The organism is Pantoea alhagi, from assembly GCF_002101395.1.
Lineage (GTDB): Bacteria > Pseudomonadota > Gammaproteobacteria > Enterobacterales > Enterobacteriaceae > Mixta > Mixta alhagi.
On record NZ_CP019706.1, the window covers coordinates 766011 to 781363 of the forward strand.

11 protein-coding genes, 1 pseudogene and 1 riboswitch are annotated in these 15353 nt (G+C 56.5%); of the genes and pseudogenes, 8 read left to right on the forward strand and 4 right to left on the reverse strand.

Translation table 11 applies throughout. The features are described 5' to 3' along the window. The first annotated feature begins 7 nt into the window (after positions 1-7). Positions 8-613 carry a 3-isopropylmalate dehydratase small subunit gene (gene leuD, locus B1H58_RS03590; RefSeq protein ID WP_085068020.1) on the forward strand — a complete coding sequence of 202 codons (606 nt, stop codon included), beginning with the start codon at positions 8-10 and terminating at the stop codon, positions 611-613. A 53-nt stretch (positions 614-666) separates the two neighbouring features. Here leuD and B1H58_RS03595 read toward each other — a convergent pair whose 3' ends face one another. Beyond that, on the reverse strand, positions 667-1845 hold the full coding sequence (locus B1H58_RS03595) for an MFS transporter (protein ID WP_085068021.1): 1179 nt from the start codon (positions 1843-1845) through the stop codon (positions 667-669). Positions 1846-2172: 327 nt separating this feature from the next. Here B1H58_RS03595 and sgrR point away from each other — a divergent pair, with 327 nt between their 5' ends. The 4 genes from sgrR to thiQ all read left to right on the forward strand — a co-directional run bounded on the left by sgrR (position 2173) and on the right by thiQ (position 7286). Then, the gene (gene sgrR, locus B1H58_RS03600) at positions 2173-3834 is read left to right on the forward strand and encodes an HTH-type transcriptional regulator SgrR (protein ID WP_085068022.1); all 1662 of its coding nucleotides are present in this window, start codon (positions 2173-2175) and stop codon (positions 3832-3834) included. 37 nt (positions 3835-3871) lie between these two features. Then, positions 3872-3974, forward strand: a riboswitch (TPP riboswitch). A gap of 45 nt (positions 3975-4019) precedes the next feature. Further along, the gene (thiB, locus tag B1H58_RS03605) at positions 4020-5006 is read left to right on the forward strand and encodes a thiamine ABC transporter substrate binding subunit (RefSeq protein WP_085068023.1); all 987 of its coding nucleotides are present in this window, start codon (positions 4020-4022) and stop codon (positions 5004-5006) included. After that, a complete protein-coding gene (gene thiP, locus B1H58_RS03610; protein WP_085068024.1) occupies positions 4982-6592 on the forward strand; it encodes a thiamine/thiamine pyrophosphate ABC transporter permease ThiP in 1611 nt (536 codons plus the stop codon). Before thiB ends, thiP begins: the two co-directional genes overlap by 25 nt. Next, positions 6576-7286, forward strand: a complete 711-nt coding sequence (gene thiQ / locus B1H58_RS03615) for a thiamine ABC transporter ATP-binding protein ThiQ (RefSeq protein ID WP_085068025.1) — start codon at positions 6576-6578, stop codon at positions 7284-7286. The genes thiP and thiQ overlap by 17 nt, the downstream gene beginning before the upstream one ends. Positions 7287-7374: 88 nt before the next feature. On the opposite strand, the gene B1H58_RS03620 is transcribed toward thiQ, so the two are convergent. From B1H58_RS03620 to B1H58_RS21260, 3 genes and pseudogenes are all read right to left on the reverse strand, one after another. Further along, a complete protein-coding gene (locus tag B1H58_RS03620) occupies positions 7375-8139 on the reverse strand; it encodes a DedA family protein (protein WP_085068026.1) in 765 nt (254 codons plus the stop codon). 192 nt (positions 8140-8331) lie between these two features. Continuing rightward, on the reverse strand, positions 8332-8475 hold the full coding sequence (locus tag B1H58_RS03625) for a DUF943 family protein (protein WP_085068027.1): 144 nt from the start codon (positions 8473-8475) through the stop codon (positions 8332-8334). A gap of 13 nt (positions 8476-8488) precedes the next feature. Further along, positions 8489-8629: pseudogene (locus tag B1H58_RS21260) on the reverse strand (DUF3289 family protein); the annotation flags it as partial. A 239-nt stretch (positions 8630-8868) separates the two neighbouring features. Here B1H58_RS21260 and polB point away from each other — a divergent pair. The 3 genes from polB to rluA all read left to right on the forward strand — a co-directional run bounded on the left by polB (position 8869) and on the right by rluA (position 14963). After that, positions 8869-11229, forward strand: a complete 2361-nt coding sequence (gene polB, locus B1H58_RS03630; protein ID WP_085068028.1) for a DNA polymerase II — start codon at positions 8869-8871, stop codon at positions 11227-11229. Positions 11230-11382: 153 nt separating this feature from the next. Continuing rightward, a complete protein-coding gene (rapA, locus tag B1H58_RS03635; protein WP_085068029.1) occupies positions 11383-14286 on the forward strand; it encodes an RNA polymerase-associated protein RapA in 2904 nt (967 codons plus the stop codon). A 23-nt stretch (positions 14287-14309) separates the two neighbouring features. Beyond that, entirely contained in the window at positions 14310-14963 is a 654-nt protein-coding gene (rluA, locus tag B1H58_RS03640) for a bifunctional tRNA pseudouridine(32) synthase/23S rRNA pseudouridine(746) synthase RluA (protein ID WP_085068030.1), read from the forward strand. The last annotated feature ends 390 nt before the right edge of the window (positions 14964-15353 follow it).

Genomic DNA, 15353 nt, shown 5'->3' on the forward strand with positions numbered 1-15353 from the left:
ATCGATCGTGGCGAAAAAATTTACTCAACATACCGGTATTGTCGCCCCGCTGGATGCGGCTAACGTTGATACCGATGCGATTATTCCCAAGCAGTTTTTGCAAAAGGTGACCCGTACCGGCTTTGGTCAGCACCTGTTTCACGACTGGCGTTTTGAAGATGACGCGGGCACGCAGCCGAACCCCAGCTTCGTACTGAATAAGCCGCAGTTTCACGGCGCGAGCATCTTACTGGCACGGGAAAACTTTGGCTGCGGCTCATCACGCGAACATGCGCCCTGGGCATTAACTGATTTTGGTTTTCAGGTGGTGATCGCGCCCAGCTTCGCCGATATTTTTTATGGCAACAGCTTTAATAATCAGCTGCTGCCGGTACGGTTAAGTGAAGAAGAAGTAGATGAGCTGTTCCGTTTGGTCGCGGCCCAGCCTGGCATTCAGTTTACAGTGGATTTAACCAGCCAGACGGTTAATGCCGGCGATAAAACTTACGCTTTTGAAATCGATAGTTTTCGTCGCCACTGCATGATTAACGGTCTCGACAGTATTGGTCTGACGCTGCAGCATGATGCGGCTATCGCCGATTACGAACAGAAACAGCCCGCTTTCCTGCGTTAATCAGTAACAGGCCTTCCGGCGGTTGGCGTCGGCAGGCCTGCTTTTCTGTCCCCCTATGCGTTACGCACCCGCGTCGCCAGCGCAAAAGACCCTAGCGCCAGCCCCAGTGCCAGCCAGTAGACCGTATAGTGTCCAAACGACTCCGCCAGCGTTCCCTGTAAGAGACCGGCAAGAATGGTGCCGGTTGAGATACTGTTAGTGAATAAGGTGGTTGCTGCGCCTGGTCGCCCCGGCATGAGATCCTGGAACCACAACATGCCGATTCCGGCGATAATGCCGATAAACAGCGCGTTAAAAACCTGCAAAAACATCAGCGCAGTGCGCGACTGAAACAGCACCAGTCCCAGATAAAACAGCACGCCGGAAGCGATGGCGATCAACATAATACGCCGCTTGCCGGTACGTTTTACGAAATGTCCGGCTAACAGCATAATCGGGATCTCCAGCCCGGCGGCGGTGCCCATCAGCAGCCCAGCCAGCCGCTCGGGAAGCCCCAGCACCGTACTAATATAGAGCGGCATATCAATGATATACATGGTGTTGCAGGTCCACATCATCATGGATGCCATAAACAGCAGCCGTACATCTTTATTGCGCCAGGCGCTGATCTGCGTCAGCAGCACTTCCGGCGACTGCTCAACGCGCGGCACCGACGGCAGCGCAAAGCCAACCAGCGTCAGACAAATCAGAAACAGGATCGCTGCCACCACAAACATCGTGGTAAAGCCATAATTTAGCGCCAGCGCAAAAGAGAGCGGCGGCCCAATCACCCATGCCAGCGAAAGCTGGGCACGCATGACCGAACTAAACATCACCACTTCACGCGCCGAACGGTCGGCATATTCCCGCGCCAGGGCAAAAATTTGCGGCATGGAAACGCTGGCCAGCGAAGAGAGCAGCACGCCAAGGGTAATCAGCGTCAGGTAATGACGGTTAAAGGCAAACAGCAGGGCATTCACCAACGCCATCGAACAACAGAACAGGATCAGCTTACGGCGATCGCCCCGATTATCCGAGCGCTTCGCCAGCAGTAAACTGACCACAATCCCGGCTACCGCGTTAACGGTATAAAACAGGCCTACCCAAAAAGGCCGCACGCCGACCTCATGCGACAGGAACAGGCTCAGCGTTGGCGCCTGCAGAGCACCAGCAATACCCACCATAAAAGAGACGGCCATAAAAGCGAGATAAACCGGATTCAGACGGCGGCGGCGCGTCAGCAGAAATTTCATAACGTTTCCTGTACCTGGAAAAAGAATGGTAAGCACCTGCAAAACAGACGCCGCAGGCAGACACACGAGCTGCATGGCTACGGTTATCGTTGTAGAAGAAAGCACAGGAAAACGAAAAAAGCCAGCAGCGTCAATGCCTGCTGGCGGTGTAATTGCACTCTACTCAGATGTAATAGCGGGGCGAGAGTTCCACAATATCGAACAGGCCCCGCCAGGATAAAAGTACGCCAGCCAATAAGGCTGCCTCCCGCACTTTTATCTGCCGTTATTATCGCCATAATAAGGGAACGGAAAAACTACCCAATCCTTTAACAGAGTTCCCCTTTTATGCCTTCATCACGCCTGCAACATCATTTTATTCGTCTGTGGCAGAGCTGTAACGGCCAGACGCAGGAAACCACGCTGCAACTACTGGCGCAACAGATGCACTGCTCGCGTCGCCATATGCGTAACCTGCTAAATGCGATGCAGGCTGAAGGCTGGCTGCGCTGGGAGCCAGAGGCAGGACGTGGCAAACGTTCACAGCTGCATTTTTACGCCACCGGGCTGGCGCTTCGACAGCAACGCGCCGAAGAGCTGCTGGAGCAGGATCGCATTGAACAGCTGGTGCAGTTGGTTGGCGATAAAAACCAGGCGCGACAGATGATCACCTCGCGCCTGGGACGCAGCTTTCGTCAGGGCAAACATATTCTGCGCATTCCCTATTATCGTCCGCTGCTTAACCTGCTGCCCGGCTCGCCGCTGCGTCGTTCGGAAACCCATCTGGCGCGGCAGATTTTCAGCAGTCTGCTACGCATAAATGAGGAAAACGGGGAACTGGAACCGGATATTGCCCACCACTGGCAGTGCCTTTCACCACAGCACTGGCGTTTTTATTTGCGTCCCGCTATTCAGTTTCATCATGGCCGCGAGCTGGATATGACGGATGTGATCCTTAGCCTGCAGCGTCTGACGTCACAGCCGCTCTTCTCCCACTTAAGCGCGATTGAATCACCTACGGCCTGGACGCTGGATATTCACCTTAGTCAGCCCGATCGCTGGCTGCCGTGGCTGTTAGGCAGCGCCAGCGCAATGATCCTGCCCAGAGAGTGGCCAGAGCTGCCCAACTATAGCCGCCAGCCGATCGGTACCGGCCCCTATTCAGTGGTGCAGAACCAGCAGTCGCAACTTAAGATACAGGCGTTTGATGACTATTTCGGCTATCGCGCCCTGATTGATGAGGTCAACATCTGGGTACTGCCTGAAATCAGTGAAGAGCTGGTTTACGCAGGCGTTAAACTACAGGGCGGCAATGAGGATGAGAAATCGGAAGAGAGCCGGCTTGAGGAAGGCTGCTACTTTTTACTGTTCGATCAGCGTTCGGAAAAAGGGCGCGATCGGCAGTTACGCCGTTGGGTCAGCACCCTGCTAAACACCATAACGCTGCTGAACAACGCAAGCGCCGGTTATCAGCGCTACTGGTTTCCCGCCTGGGGATTGCTGCCGCGCTGGCATCATCGCCCGCAACAGCACACGCTTGACAAACCGGAAGGGCTGACTGAACTGACGCTGACCTGGTATAGCGATCATATTGAACATCAGGGCATTGCCAGGCTGCTGGAGCCATTGCTGGCGGCGCAGGGGGTCCGCCTGATTACGCAGGAGATCGATTACGCCAGCTGGTATCACGGCACGGCGAAAAGCGATCTCTGGCTGGGCAGCGTTAACTTTACCCTGCCGCTGAAGTTTTCCGTTTTTGCCCTGCTGTATGAACTGCCGCTGTTACATCACTGCATCGATATTGACTGGCAGGCTGATGCCGGACGCTGGCGTCGGCAGGAACTTTCGCTGGCGGAATGGTGTCAGGCGCTGGTAAATAACCATCACCTGCATCCGTTGTTTCATCACTGGCTGCTGCTGGAAGGTGAGCGCAGTATGCGCGGTGTGCGGATGAATACGCTGGGCTGGTTTGATTTTAAGTCTGCATGGTTCGCGCCGCCGGAAACCTGATGCTTTCGTTAACTCACCGAAAACACTACACTAACAGCCGTTCTCAACGGGGTGTGGAAAACAACAAACTTTCCACTGAGAGAAACCCGTCGAACCTGATCCGGTTAATACCGGCGTAGGGATTTGAGATGCGGTATCCCCTCAGATCATGCGCCCTGTTATTTTTCCTCCTCAAGGAGCGCAACGTGTTGAAAAAATTTTTGCCCGTTCTGCTGTTGCTGTCTGCCCCGGTTTTGGCTGCCAGACCCACGTTAACCGTTTATACCTATGACTCCTTCGCTGCTGAATGGGGCCCTGGCCCGGCGGTAAAGAAAGCATTTGAAGCGCAATGCGGCTGCGAACTGAAGTTTGTCGCACTGGAAGATGGCGTGTCGCTGCTGAATCGTCTGCGTATGGAAGGTAAAAACAGCAAGGCTGATGTGGTGCTTGGGCTGGATAATAACCTGATTCAGGCGGCGGAACAGTCCGGTCTGTTTACGCCCGGCAACGTCGATACTGCCAGCCTGACGCTGCCGGACGGCTGGCATAACCGCACTTTTATTCCCTATGACTACGGCTATTTCGCCTTTGTATACGATAAAAACAAGCTGAAAAATCCGCCGCAAAGCCTGAAAGAGCTGGTTGAGAGCGATCAACCGTGGCGGGTGATCTATGAAGATCCGCGTACCAGCACGCCGGGCCTCGGCCTGCTGCTGTGGATGCAAAAAGTGTACGGTGACGATGCCCCGCAGGCGTGGCAGAAGCTGGCGAAGAAAACCGTTACCGTTACCAAAGGCTGGAGCGAAGCCTACGGTCTGTTTTTGAAAGGCGAAGGCGACCTGGTACTGAGCTACACCACCTCTCCGGCTTATCACCTGATCGCCGAGAAAAAGGATCACTATGCGGCGGCGAATTTTGCTGAAGGGCATTACCTGCAGGTTGAAGTTGCGGCGCAGCTGAAAAACAGCAGCCATCCGCAACTGGCGCAGCAGTTCATGCAATTTATAATCAGTGAACCGTTCCAGCAGACGATCCCCACCGGCAACTGGATGTATCCGGTAACCAAAACCGCCCTGCCCGACGGTTTCAACACGCTGACGGTGCCGAAAACCGCGCTGGAGTTTACGCCTCAACAGGTTGCGCAGCAGCGCGCTGAATGGATTAATACATGGCAACGCGCCGTCAGCCGCTGATCCCCGGCTGGCTGTGGCCTGGCCTGCTAACCGCCACGCTGCTGGTTACCGTGGCGCTGCTGGCCTTTGGCGCGCTGTGGTTTAACGCGCCGGAGAGCGACTGGCGCAGCCTGCTGCAGGATAGCTATCTGCGGCATGTGGTTGCGTTTTCATTCTGGCAGGCGCTGCTTTCTGCACTTTTGTCAGTGGTTCCGGCGATTCCGCTGGCGCGGGCGCTCTGGCGGCGGCGTTTCCCTGGTCGTCAGCTGCTGCTGCGGCTATGTGCGATGACGCTGGTGCTGCCGGTCCTGGTGGCAGTGTTCGGTTTGCTGAGCGTTTACGGACGCGAAGGCTGGCTGGCGCAGCTCTGTGCGCTATTCGGCGTCAGGTATGATTTCTCTCTCTATGGGTTACAGGGCATTTTGCTGGCGCATGTGTTCTTTAATCTGCCGCTGGCGACACGTCTGCTGTTGCAGGCGCTGGAAAATATTCCCGGCGAACAGCGTCAGCTGGCGGCTCAGTTAGGGATCGAAGGCTTTAATTTCTTCCGCCTGGTGGAGTGGCCCTGGCTACGCCGCCAGATTTTACCGGCGGCGGCGCTGATTTTTATGCTCTGTTTCGCCAGCTTCGCTACCGTGCTATCGCTGGGCGGCGGACCGCAGGCGACCACCATCGAACTGGCGATCTTTCAGGCGCTCAGTTATGACTACGATCCTGCGCGGGCAGCCTTGCTCTCTCTGTTGCAGATGGTTTGCTGTCTGGGGCTGGTGATGCTAAGCCAGCGCCTGAGTAAGGCACTGCCTGGCGGCGATGTTTCTCTGAACGGCTGGCGCGCGGCCCATCGCAGCCTGGGCTCACGGCTGCGGGATACGCTGTGCATTACGCTGGCGCTACTGTTACTGCTGCCGCCGCTGCTGGCGGTGATTGTTGACGGCGCGCTTCAGGGCTTTAGCAGCCTGCTGCACCAGCCGGCTCTCTGGCAGGCAACCTGGACTTCGCTGCGAATTGCACTGGCCGCCGGTCTGATTGCCGTGCTGTTAACCATGCTGCTGCTGTGGAGCAGCCGTGAGCTGCGTCAGCGTCAGCGCCTGCTGGCCGGGCAGGCACTGGAGATGAGCGGCATGTTGATCCTCGCAATGCCAGGCATTGTACTGGCGACCGGCTTCTTCTTGCTGCTTAACAGCAGCGTCGGGCTGCCGCAGCAGGCAGATGGCATCGTGATCTTTACCAATGCGCTGATGGCGATCCCGTACGCGATGAAAGTGCTGGAAAATCCCATGTATGACATTACCGAACGCTATCAGCGTCTCTGTTTGTCACTGGATATTCGGGGCTGGCAACGGGTGCGGATGATTGAGCTGAAGGCGTTGAAGCGGCCGCTGACTCAGGCGCTGGCCTTTGCCTGCGTGCTTTCCATTGGCGATTTTGGCGTTGTCGCGCTGTTTGGCAACGCCGATTTTCGTACGTTGCCCTTCTATCTTTATCAGCAGATTGGCGCCTATCGCAGCGCCGATGGCGCGGTGACAGCGCTGCTGCTGCTGTTGCTCTGCTTTATTCTGTTCACTCTTATTGAAAAGCTACCGGGACGCCATGCTAACGCTGACTAATCTCACCTGGATGTATCACCATTTGCCGATGCGTTTTACGCTGTCGCTGCAGCCGGGCGAACGCGTTGCAGTGCTGGGCCCCAGCGGCGCCGGTAAAAGTACCCTGCTCAGTCTGGTAGCCGGTTTTCTGTCGCCGCACAGTGGCACTATCGTACTCAACGGCGCGGATCATACGTATAGCGCTCCCGCCCAGCGCCCCGTATCGATGCTTTTTCAGGACAATAACTTATTCGCGCATCTGACCGTGGCGCAGAATATTGGGCTTGGGCTGCATCCGGGATTAAAGCTGAATGCGGCGCAACACCAGCAAATAGACAACATCGCACAGCGGGTAGGACTGGAAGCCTGTCTGGATCGTCTGCCAGGCGCACTTTCCGGCGGGCAGCGCCAGCGGGCCGCACTGGCGCGCTGTCTGGTGCGGGAAAAACCGCTGCTGCTGCTGGATGAGCCATTTTCCGCGCTCGATCCCGCGCTGCGTAAAGAGATGCTGGCGCTGGTGGATGAAGTGTGCCGTGAACGCAAACTTACCTTGCTGATGGTGTCACATAGCCTGGAAGATGCCGCACAGATTGCTGCACGCAGCGTGCTGGTGGTTGACGGGCGGATTTACTGGGATGGCGCAACCCATACCCTGCTGCGCGGAGAAACTGAGGCGGCGGAAGTGCTGGGCATTCACTACCTGCGTAAAGAGTAGATAAGCATTATCGCCTCCAGTGCGAGGCGGCAGGCGAAACGGGTTATTATGCCCGTTTCACCATGGGTTATGGCTGAGGTAACGCCCCTTACCCTACGAACACCTTCCATAATAGCTGGCGAAAAACCGGCATCATCGGATGAAACTGGAGTGCCGTCAGGCTGCCCACACCAAGTATAAAGCCCAGCGGCGCCAGCCAGCGCAGCCGCTCCACCGGCAGCCAGCGCGTCGCCCAGTCACGCTGTTTGTCGGCGCGCCACCAGCGCCAGCATAGCCATGCCCCCAGCCAAAGCAGCAGTGCCACCGCCAGCAGCAGCCAGATAAAACCGCCGCTCTGCGTATCCTTCGGTACATCGATCGCCACTCCGGCCAGAATGCCCGGCAACAGATAAAGCGGCGGCCATAAAATACTGCCAATGATGCTCGGCAGCAGAAACTTACGCGCCGGCAACTCCAGCATCCCTGCAGCCATCGGAATAAGCGGCCGCGTTGGCCCAACAAAGCGCCCCACCAGAATGGTGAACATGCTGTGCTGATGCAGTGCATGCTCGGTTCGTTCCAGCATTTTTTGATGCTTTTTCAGATAGCTCCAGCGATGCAGTGGCCCCTGAAATTTCCAGCCAATACCATAGGAGATCCAGTCAGCCAGCAGGCAGCCCACCAGCCCTGCTGCCCAGGCGGGATAAAGCCCCAACTGGCCGCTGCCCACTAACGCGCCCAGGCTAGCCATCATGACCGTGCCTGGCAGCAGCAGGCCAACCAGCGCCAGCGATTCCAGAAAGGTTACCAGCGCTACGGCAAATAGCGCCCATTCAAGCGATTGAGTAATCAGGTGTTCCAGCCAGGCTTCCATAAGCGTCCTCTGAGTCATCTTCGGCTGGATTGTCCTGAGCGGATAAGATAGCGTCAAGTAGGGATTTGTATGGGGATATTGACAGGAATTGACAACGACTTTACCGCTGTCAAAGAAGCGTAGCGCTCTGCCCTGCCACAGAAAAGCGCGCTGGTCGGAATGATGGCAGGCTGGCGGCTCTGCGTTTCTGATTTAGTTAAATCCAACTTCAACCAGCTCGCCATTCGCTTTTTGTATATAGCGGGTATCGTTCAGCCAGTAGCTGACCTCGCCATTACGCGTCAGGGTGATATACATTAACCGGTCCTTTTCGATACAGTTATTCGGTGGCGGCATATCATATGGTCAATCATCTTATTAACAGCTGGCGATAAGGGCTATAGATGGAGAAAGGCCAGCTCAGGCTGCGCATTTCATCAAACAACAGCTGCGTGCAGGCTTTATGCGAACAGCTTCCCGCGTTGTTAACGGCGTGGGGCGATAAAAGTGCGACTGCGGTAAATTGAACGGAGTAAGCCGTACGCCGGTGTAAGGGTTAACTTTCTCTGATACATCGGTAAGACGGTAGCGTTTTTGCAGCTAGTCAGCCGTCAGGTCGCCATATCGCATATCCGCAGCCGCCCTGTCATTCATTTTTCGCTGAGGCTCCCTGTCCATAATCAACGCGCCTCAGGCACTGGATAAATAACCATGTTATACTGCCCTTTGTTTCAGATAAGAGGGCTTCTGGTGAGCAACATCCGCGCAGGCTTTTTGCTGACGCGCCACTGGCGCGATACGCCCAACGGCACCGAAATCGTGCTTTGGCTGGCCACTGACCAGGGGCCGCAGCGTGTTGTATTACCGCCGCAGGAATCCGTTGCCTTTTTGCCCGCCGAATATCAGCAGCAGGCGCAGCGGTTGCTGGCCGATGAACGCCACTGGCGGCTTACGCCGCTCGCGCTGAAAGACTTTCGCCAGCGCCCGGTGCTGGGGCTCTACTGCTCGCAGTATCGTCAGCTACAGCGGCTGGAAAAGCTGCTGCGCGAAAACAACATTCCACTCTATGAAGCAGATGTGCGCCCGCCGGAGCGTTTCCTTATGGAGCGCTTTATTACTGCACCGGTCTGGTTTAGCGGGGAGTCCGCAGGCAACGATCTCATCAATGCCCGCCTTAAACCGCACCCCGACTACCGTCCGCCGCTGAAGTGGGCCTCGCTCGATATAGAAACCACCCAGCACGGCGAACTCTACTGTATTGGCGTTGAAGGCTGCGGCCAGCGCATTGTCTGGATGTTAGGGCCGGAAAACGGCGATGCCAGCCAGATCGATTTCGAACTGCACTATGTCGCCAGCCGCCCGCAGCTGCTGGAAAAGTTGAACGCCTGGTTCGCCAGGCAGGATCCTGATGTGTTGATTGGCTGGAACGTCGTGCAGTTTGATCTGCGCGTGCTGCAAAAGCACGCTGACCGCTACGGCATTCCGCTGCGTCTGGGCCGCAATCAGCAGCCGCTGGAGTGGCGCGAGCACGGCTTTAAGCCGGGCGTGTTTTTTGCCCAGGCGGCGGGCCGCCTGATTATCGACGGCATCGAAGCATTAAAGTCTGCTTTCTGGAATTTTGACTCGTTTAGCCTGGAGTCGGTGGCGCAACAGCTGCTGGGCGAAGGCAAAGCGATCAACAATCCGTGGCAGCGCATGGAAGAGATCAATCAGCGTTTCGCCAACGATAAACCCGCGCTGGCGCGCTATAACCTGAAAGACTGCGAGCTGGTTACCCGCATTTTTGAGAAAACCGAGCTGATGCCCTTTTTGCTGGAGCGCGCCAGCGTCAACGGTCTGGCGGCGGATCGCCACGGCGGATCGGTGGCCGCCTTCAGCCAGCTCTATTTCCCGCGTATGCATCGAGCCGGCTTTGTCGCGCCGAATCCCGGCGAGATTGCGCCGGAAGCCAGCCCCGGCGGCTATGTCATGAATTCGCGTCCCGGCCTGTATGATTCAGTGCTGGTGCTGGATTATAAAAGCCTCTATCCCTCAATTATCCGTACTTTTTTGATCGATCCGGTTGGACTGATTGAAGGGCTGGCGCATCCGCAGGATGATGCCTCGGTGCCCGGCTTTCGTCACGCACGCTTCTCGCGACATAATCACTGCCTGCCTGCGATGGTTAATCAGATCTGGCAGGGGCGGGAAGAGGCGAAGCGTCAGGGCAATAAGCCTTTATCGCAGGCCTTAAAGATTATTATGAACGCCTTTTATGGCGTACTGGGCACCAGTGCCTGTCGTTTTTTCGATCCGCGTCTGGCCTCTTCCATTACCCTGCGCGGGCATGAAATTATGCAGCAGACGCGCCAGCTAATAGAAGCACAGGGTTACGAGGTAATTTATGGCGATACCGATTCCACCTTTGTCTGGCTGAAATCGCCTCATGACAGCGCCAGCGCTGATGCCATTGGCCGGGAGCTGGTGAACCATGTTAATCAGTGGTGGCGCGTCCATTTACAGGCGGAATACCAGCTGGACAGCGCGCTGGAGCTGGAATATGAAACGCACTTTGTTCGTTTTCTGATGCCGACCATTCGTGGCGCGGAACAGGGAAGTAAAAAGCGCTATGCCGGTTTGATTCGTGAAGGCGATCGGGAACGGATGGTATTTAAAGGGCTGGAAACGGTACGTACCGACTGGACACCGCTGGCGCAGCTGTTCCAGCAGGAGCTGTACGGACGTATTTTTCGCGGGCAGCCCTGGCAGGACTATATTCGCACTACGGTCCAGCAGCTGCTGGACGGCAAGCTGGATGAGCAGCTGGTCTATAAAAAGCGGCTGCGTCGCCCTCTGCATGAGTATGAGCGCAATGTGCCGCCGCACGTGCGCGCCGCGCGTCTGGCGGATGAGCATAATCAGAAGCTGGGCCGTCCGCTGCAGTATCAAAAAGGCGGTTCTATCCGCTACGTAATCACCACTTCCGGCCCGGAACCACTGGAGGCGCGAACGTCGACGCTGGACTACGATCACTATTTACTTAAGCAGCTACAGCCGGTGGCTGACGGGATATTACCCTTTGTGCAGGATGACTTTGCTACACTGATTACCGGGCAGTTGGGGCTTTTTTGACAGGTGACGAATCCATTACCTTCCAGTACCATAGCGCCCTTCCTGAACTTCACCGCTCCTGAGCATCAGCCAGACACCCTATTGCCTGGCCGCAACGCTATTGTCCGAGCGGGAGCATGACATCTGTTATTACGAGAATCGAGCTAAATATCTATGCCTTTTACACTTGGTCAACGCTGGATCAGCGACACGGAAAGCGAGCTGGGACTGGGAACTGTGGTTGCACTGGATACCCGTATGGTTACCCTGCTTTTCCCTGCTACCGGTGAAAACCGTCTCTATGCCCGAAATGATTCTCCCATTACCCGTGTGATCTTCAATCCCGGCGATACCGTGACCAGTCATGACGGCTGGCAGCTGGAAGTGGCCGAAGTGCGCAATGATAATGGCCTGGTAACCTATATCGGTACCCGTCTGGATACTCAGGAATCCGTAGAGCTGCGCGAAGTGCTGCTCGACAGCAAGCTGGTATTCAGCAAGCCGCAGGATCGTCTGTTCGCCGGTCAGCTTGACCGTATGGATCGTTTTGCGCTGCGTTTTCGCGCGCGTCGCTATCAGAGCGAGCAGTATCGTTTGCCGATCAGCGGCCTGCGCGGCATGCGCACCAATCTGATCCCGCATCAGCTGCATATCGCTCACGATGTGGGCCGTCGCCATGCGCCGCGCGTACTGCTGGCGGATGAGGTTGGCCTGGGTAAAACCATCGAAGCGGGGATGATTATTCATCAACAGCTGCTGGCTGGTCGCGCCGATCGCGTGCTGATTGTGGTGCCGGAGACGCTGCAGCATCAGTGGCTGGTGGAGATGCTGCGCCGCTTTAACCTGCGCTTTTCGCTGTTTGACGATGCGCGCTATGCCGAAGCGCAGCACGACAGCGACAACCCGTTCGATACCGAGCAGTTAGTTATCTGTTCGCTGGATTTTGTGCGCCGTAATAAGCAGCGTCTGGAGCTGCTGGCGGATGCCGAATGGGATCTGCTGGTGGTGGATGAAGCGCATCATCTGGCCTGGAGCGAAGGCGAGCCGAGCCGCGAATATCAGGTGATTGAGCAGCTGGCGGAGCAGATACCTGGCGTGCTGCTGTTAACGGCAACGCCCGAGCAGCTGGGCATGGAGAGCCACTTTGCCCGTTTGCGTCTGCTGGATCCCGATCGTTTCCACGATTTCGAGCAGTTTGTCGCTGAGCAGCAAAATTATCGTCCGGTGGCCGATGCGGTTGCCATGCTGCTGGAAGACAAGGCGATCGGCAACGATGAGATGAATGCGCTGAGCGAGCTTATCGGCGAGCAGGATATTGAGCCGCTACTGCAAACCGCAAACGGCAAGGGTGAAGGCAAGCAGGCTGCGCGCGAAGAGCTGATTCGTATGCTGATGGATCGCCACGGCACCAGCCGCGTGCTGTTCCGCAACACCCGTAACGGGGTAAAAGGTTTCCCGCAGCGCGTGCTGCATCAGATCCGTTTGCCGCTGCCGACGCAGTATCAGACGGCTATTAAGGTTTCGGGCATTATGGCGGCGCGCAAGTCAGCCGAAGAGCGCGCGCACGATATGCTTTATCCGGAGCAGATTTATCAGGAGTTCGAAGGCGACAGCGGCACCTGGTGGAACTTCGATCCGCGCGTTGAATGGCTGATGGGCTATCTGACCAGCAACCGTGATGAGAAGGTTCTGGTGATTTGTGCCAAGGCGGCGACCGCCCTACAGCTGGAGCAGGTGCTACGCGAACGCGAAGGTATTCGCGCTGCGGTATTCCATGAAGGTCTTTCGCTGATCGATCGCGATCGCGCCGCTGCCTGGTTCGCCTCGGAAGAGGATGGCGCACAGGTGCTGCTCTGCTCTGAGATTGGTTCAGAAGGTCGTAATTTCCAGTTCGCAAATCGGCTGGTAATGTTCGATTTGCCGTTTAACCCCGACTTGCTTGAGCAGCGCATTGGGCGTCTTGATCGTATCGGCCAGGCGCGTGATATTGAAATCATGGTGCCTTATCTGGAGAAGACCGCACAGTCGGTGCTGGTGCGCTGGTATCACGAAGGCTTAAATGCCTTTGAACACACCTGCCCGACCGGTCGCACCGTATACGATAGCGTGCACGATCAATTGATCGGATATCTGGCCGCGCCGGAGAATAGCGAAGGTCTGGATGAGTTTATTCATGCCTGCCGCAAGCAGCATGACACGCTGCGCTCTCAGCTGGAGCAGGGCCGTGACCGCCTGCTGGAGCTGAATTCTAACGGCGGCGCGAAGGCCGAGGCGCTGGCCGATGAGATTAGTCAGCAGGATAATCATATTGAGCTGGTGAATTTCGCGCTTAATCTGTTCGATATTGTCGGCATTAATCAGGAAGATCGCAGCGATAATCTGATTGTGCTGACGCCTTCCGATCATATGCTGGTGCCTGATTTCCCGGGTCTGCCGGAAGAAGGCTGTACCATAACTTTCGATCGTGCACAGGCGCTGTCGCGTGAAGACGCACAGTATGTGACCTGGGAGCATCCGATCATCCGTAACGGTCTCGATCTGATTCTGTCCGGCGATACCGGCAGCTGCGCCCTGTCGCTGTTAAAGAACAAGGCGCTGCCGGTCGGCACGCTGCTGATGGAGCTGATTTATGTGGTTGAAGCACAGGCGCCAAAGCATCTGCAGCTGACGCGTTTCCTGCCGCCGACGCCGATGCGTCTGTTGGTGGATCGTAAAGGCACCAATCTGGCCGATAAGGTGGAGTTTGAGAGCTTTAACCGCCAGCTGAACGCGGTGAATCGTCATAACGGCAGTAAGCTGGTGAATGCGGTGCAGCAGGATGTGCATGCTATTCTTCAGCTGGCAGAGCCGCAGGCAGCGGAAGCGGCGCGTAAGCTGATTGACGCCGCGCGTGTTGAAGCCGATGAGAAGCTGAGCGCCGAGCTGGAGCGTTTGCAGGCGCTGAAAGCGGTTAACCCAAATATCCGTGAAGATGAGATCGCCGCGCTGGAGAGCAATCGTAGCGAGGTGCTGGCCAGCCTGAACGATGCCGGCTGGCGTCTGGATGCGCTGCGTCTGATCGTGGTTTCTCATCAGTAAGCTAACCGGAGAACGCACAGGCTATGGAACTCTATAACCCGCCGCTGGAACCCTGGCTGCATATTCTGTATCAGGACGATCACATTATGGTGGTTAATAAGCCGAGCGGGTTATTGTCTGTCCCTGGGCGTCTTGAGGAGCATAAGGATAGCGTGATGACGCGCATTCAGCGTGATTTTCCGCAGGCTGAATCGGTGCATCGTCTGGATATGGCAACCAGCGGGGTGCTGGTTGTAGCGCTGAATAAAGCTGCAGAGCGTGAGCTGAAGCGTCAGTTTCGCGAGCGCGAGCCAGAGAAGAGCTATGTTGCCCGAATCTGGGGGCATCCGCAGAAAGACGAAGGTCTGGTGGATTTGCCACTGATTTGCGACTGGCCAAATCGTCCAATGCAAAAAGTCTGTTTTGAAACCGGTAAGTCGGCGCAAACGGAGTATCAGGTGCTGGAGCGGGCGGCAGATAATAGCGCCCGTATTCAGCTGAAGCCGATCACCGGACGTTCGCATCAGCTCCGCGTGCATATGCAGGCGTTAGGGCATCCGATTTTAGGCGATCGTTTTTATGCGCATGAGGCGGCGCTGGCAATGGCGCCTCGCCTACAGCTGCATGCGGAGTGGCTGACGATTACGCATCCCGCATTTGGCAATAAGATGACGTTTCGCCAGCCCGCCGATTTTTGATGCGTCAGCGGCGGTTTGATGCAGTCTGGATGCGCGCGCCGACGTCAGCGGCTGACGGGGCGCTCCGTAAAGACGTCGTTAACCCATCCCTGGGGCCTCCGCCGCGTCATCCCTGACGCGGAGGCTTTACTCCGGCCCCGTCTGCCGCTTCTCATATTTCCGCGTCGCCTGCCCGCTACTGATTTAACTATCGTGAATCCTGTTTACCGCTTCCCTGAGCTTGCGGGTTCTCTGCCGCTGATTTGATCATCGTGATATCTGTTTGCCGTTGGGTTGGCACGATGTGGTTTACAAAGGTTAAGTATCGCAAGCGCGGGCTCAAGGGAGTGGGAGGGCCGGGGCCGTGAGGCGGACCTCCCGCGCCAGGGATGGTGCGGGCGGAGGCCCCAG

Coding starts and splice junctions, on each gene's coding strand:
- B1H58_RS03595 (WP_085068021.1), bottom strand. CDS start 1,845: ATGAAATTTCTGCTGACGCGCCGCCGCCGTCTGAATCCGGTTTATCTC.
- sgrR (WP_085068022.1), top strand. CDS start 2,173: ATGCCTTCATCACGCCTGCAACATCATTTTATTCGTCTGTGGCAGAGC.
- thiP (WP_085068024.1), top strand. CDS start 4,982: ATGGCAACGCGCCGTCAGCCGCTGATCCCCGGCTGGCTGTGGCCTGGC.
- thiQ (WP_085068025.1), top strand. CDS start 6,576: ATGCTAACGCTGACTAATCTCACCTGGATGTATCACCATTTGCCGATG.
- B1H58_RS03620 (WP_085068026.1), bottom strand. CDS start 8,139: ATGGAAGCCTGGCTGGAACACCTGATTACTCAATCGCTTGAATGGGCG.
- B1H58_RS03625 (WP_085068027.1), bottom strand. CDS start 8,475: ATGCCGCCACCGAATAACTGTATCGAAAAGGACCGGTTAATGTATATC.
- rapA (WP_085068029.1), top strand. CDS start 11,383: ATGCCTTTTACACTTGGTCAACGCTGGATCAGCGACACGGAAAGCGAG.
- rluA (WP_085068030.1), top strand. CDS start 14,310: ATGGAACTCTATAACCCGCCGCTGGAACCCTGGCTGCATATTCTGTAT.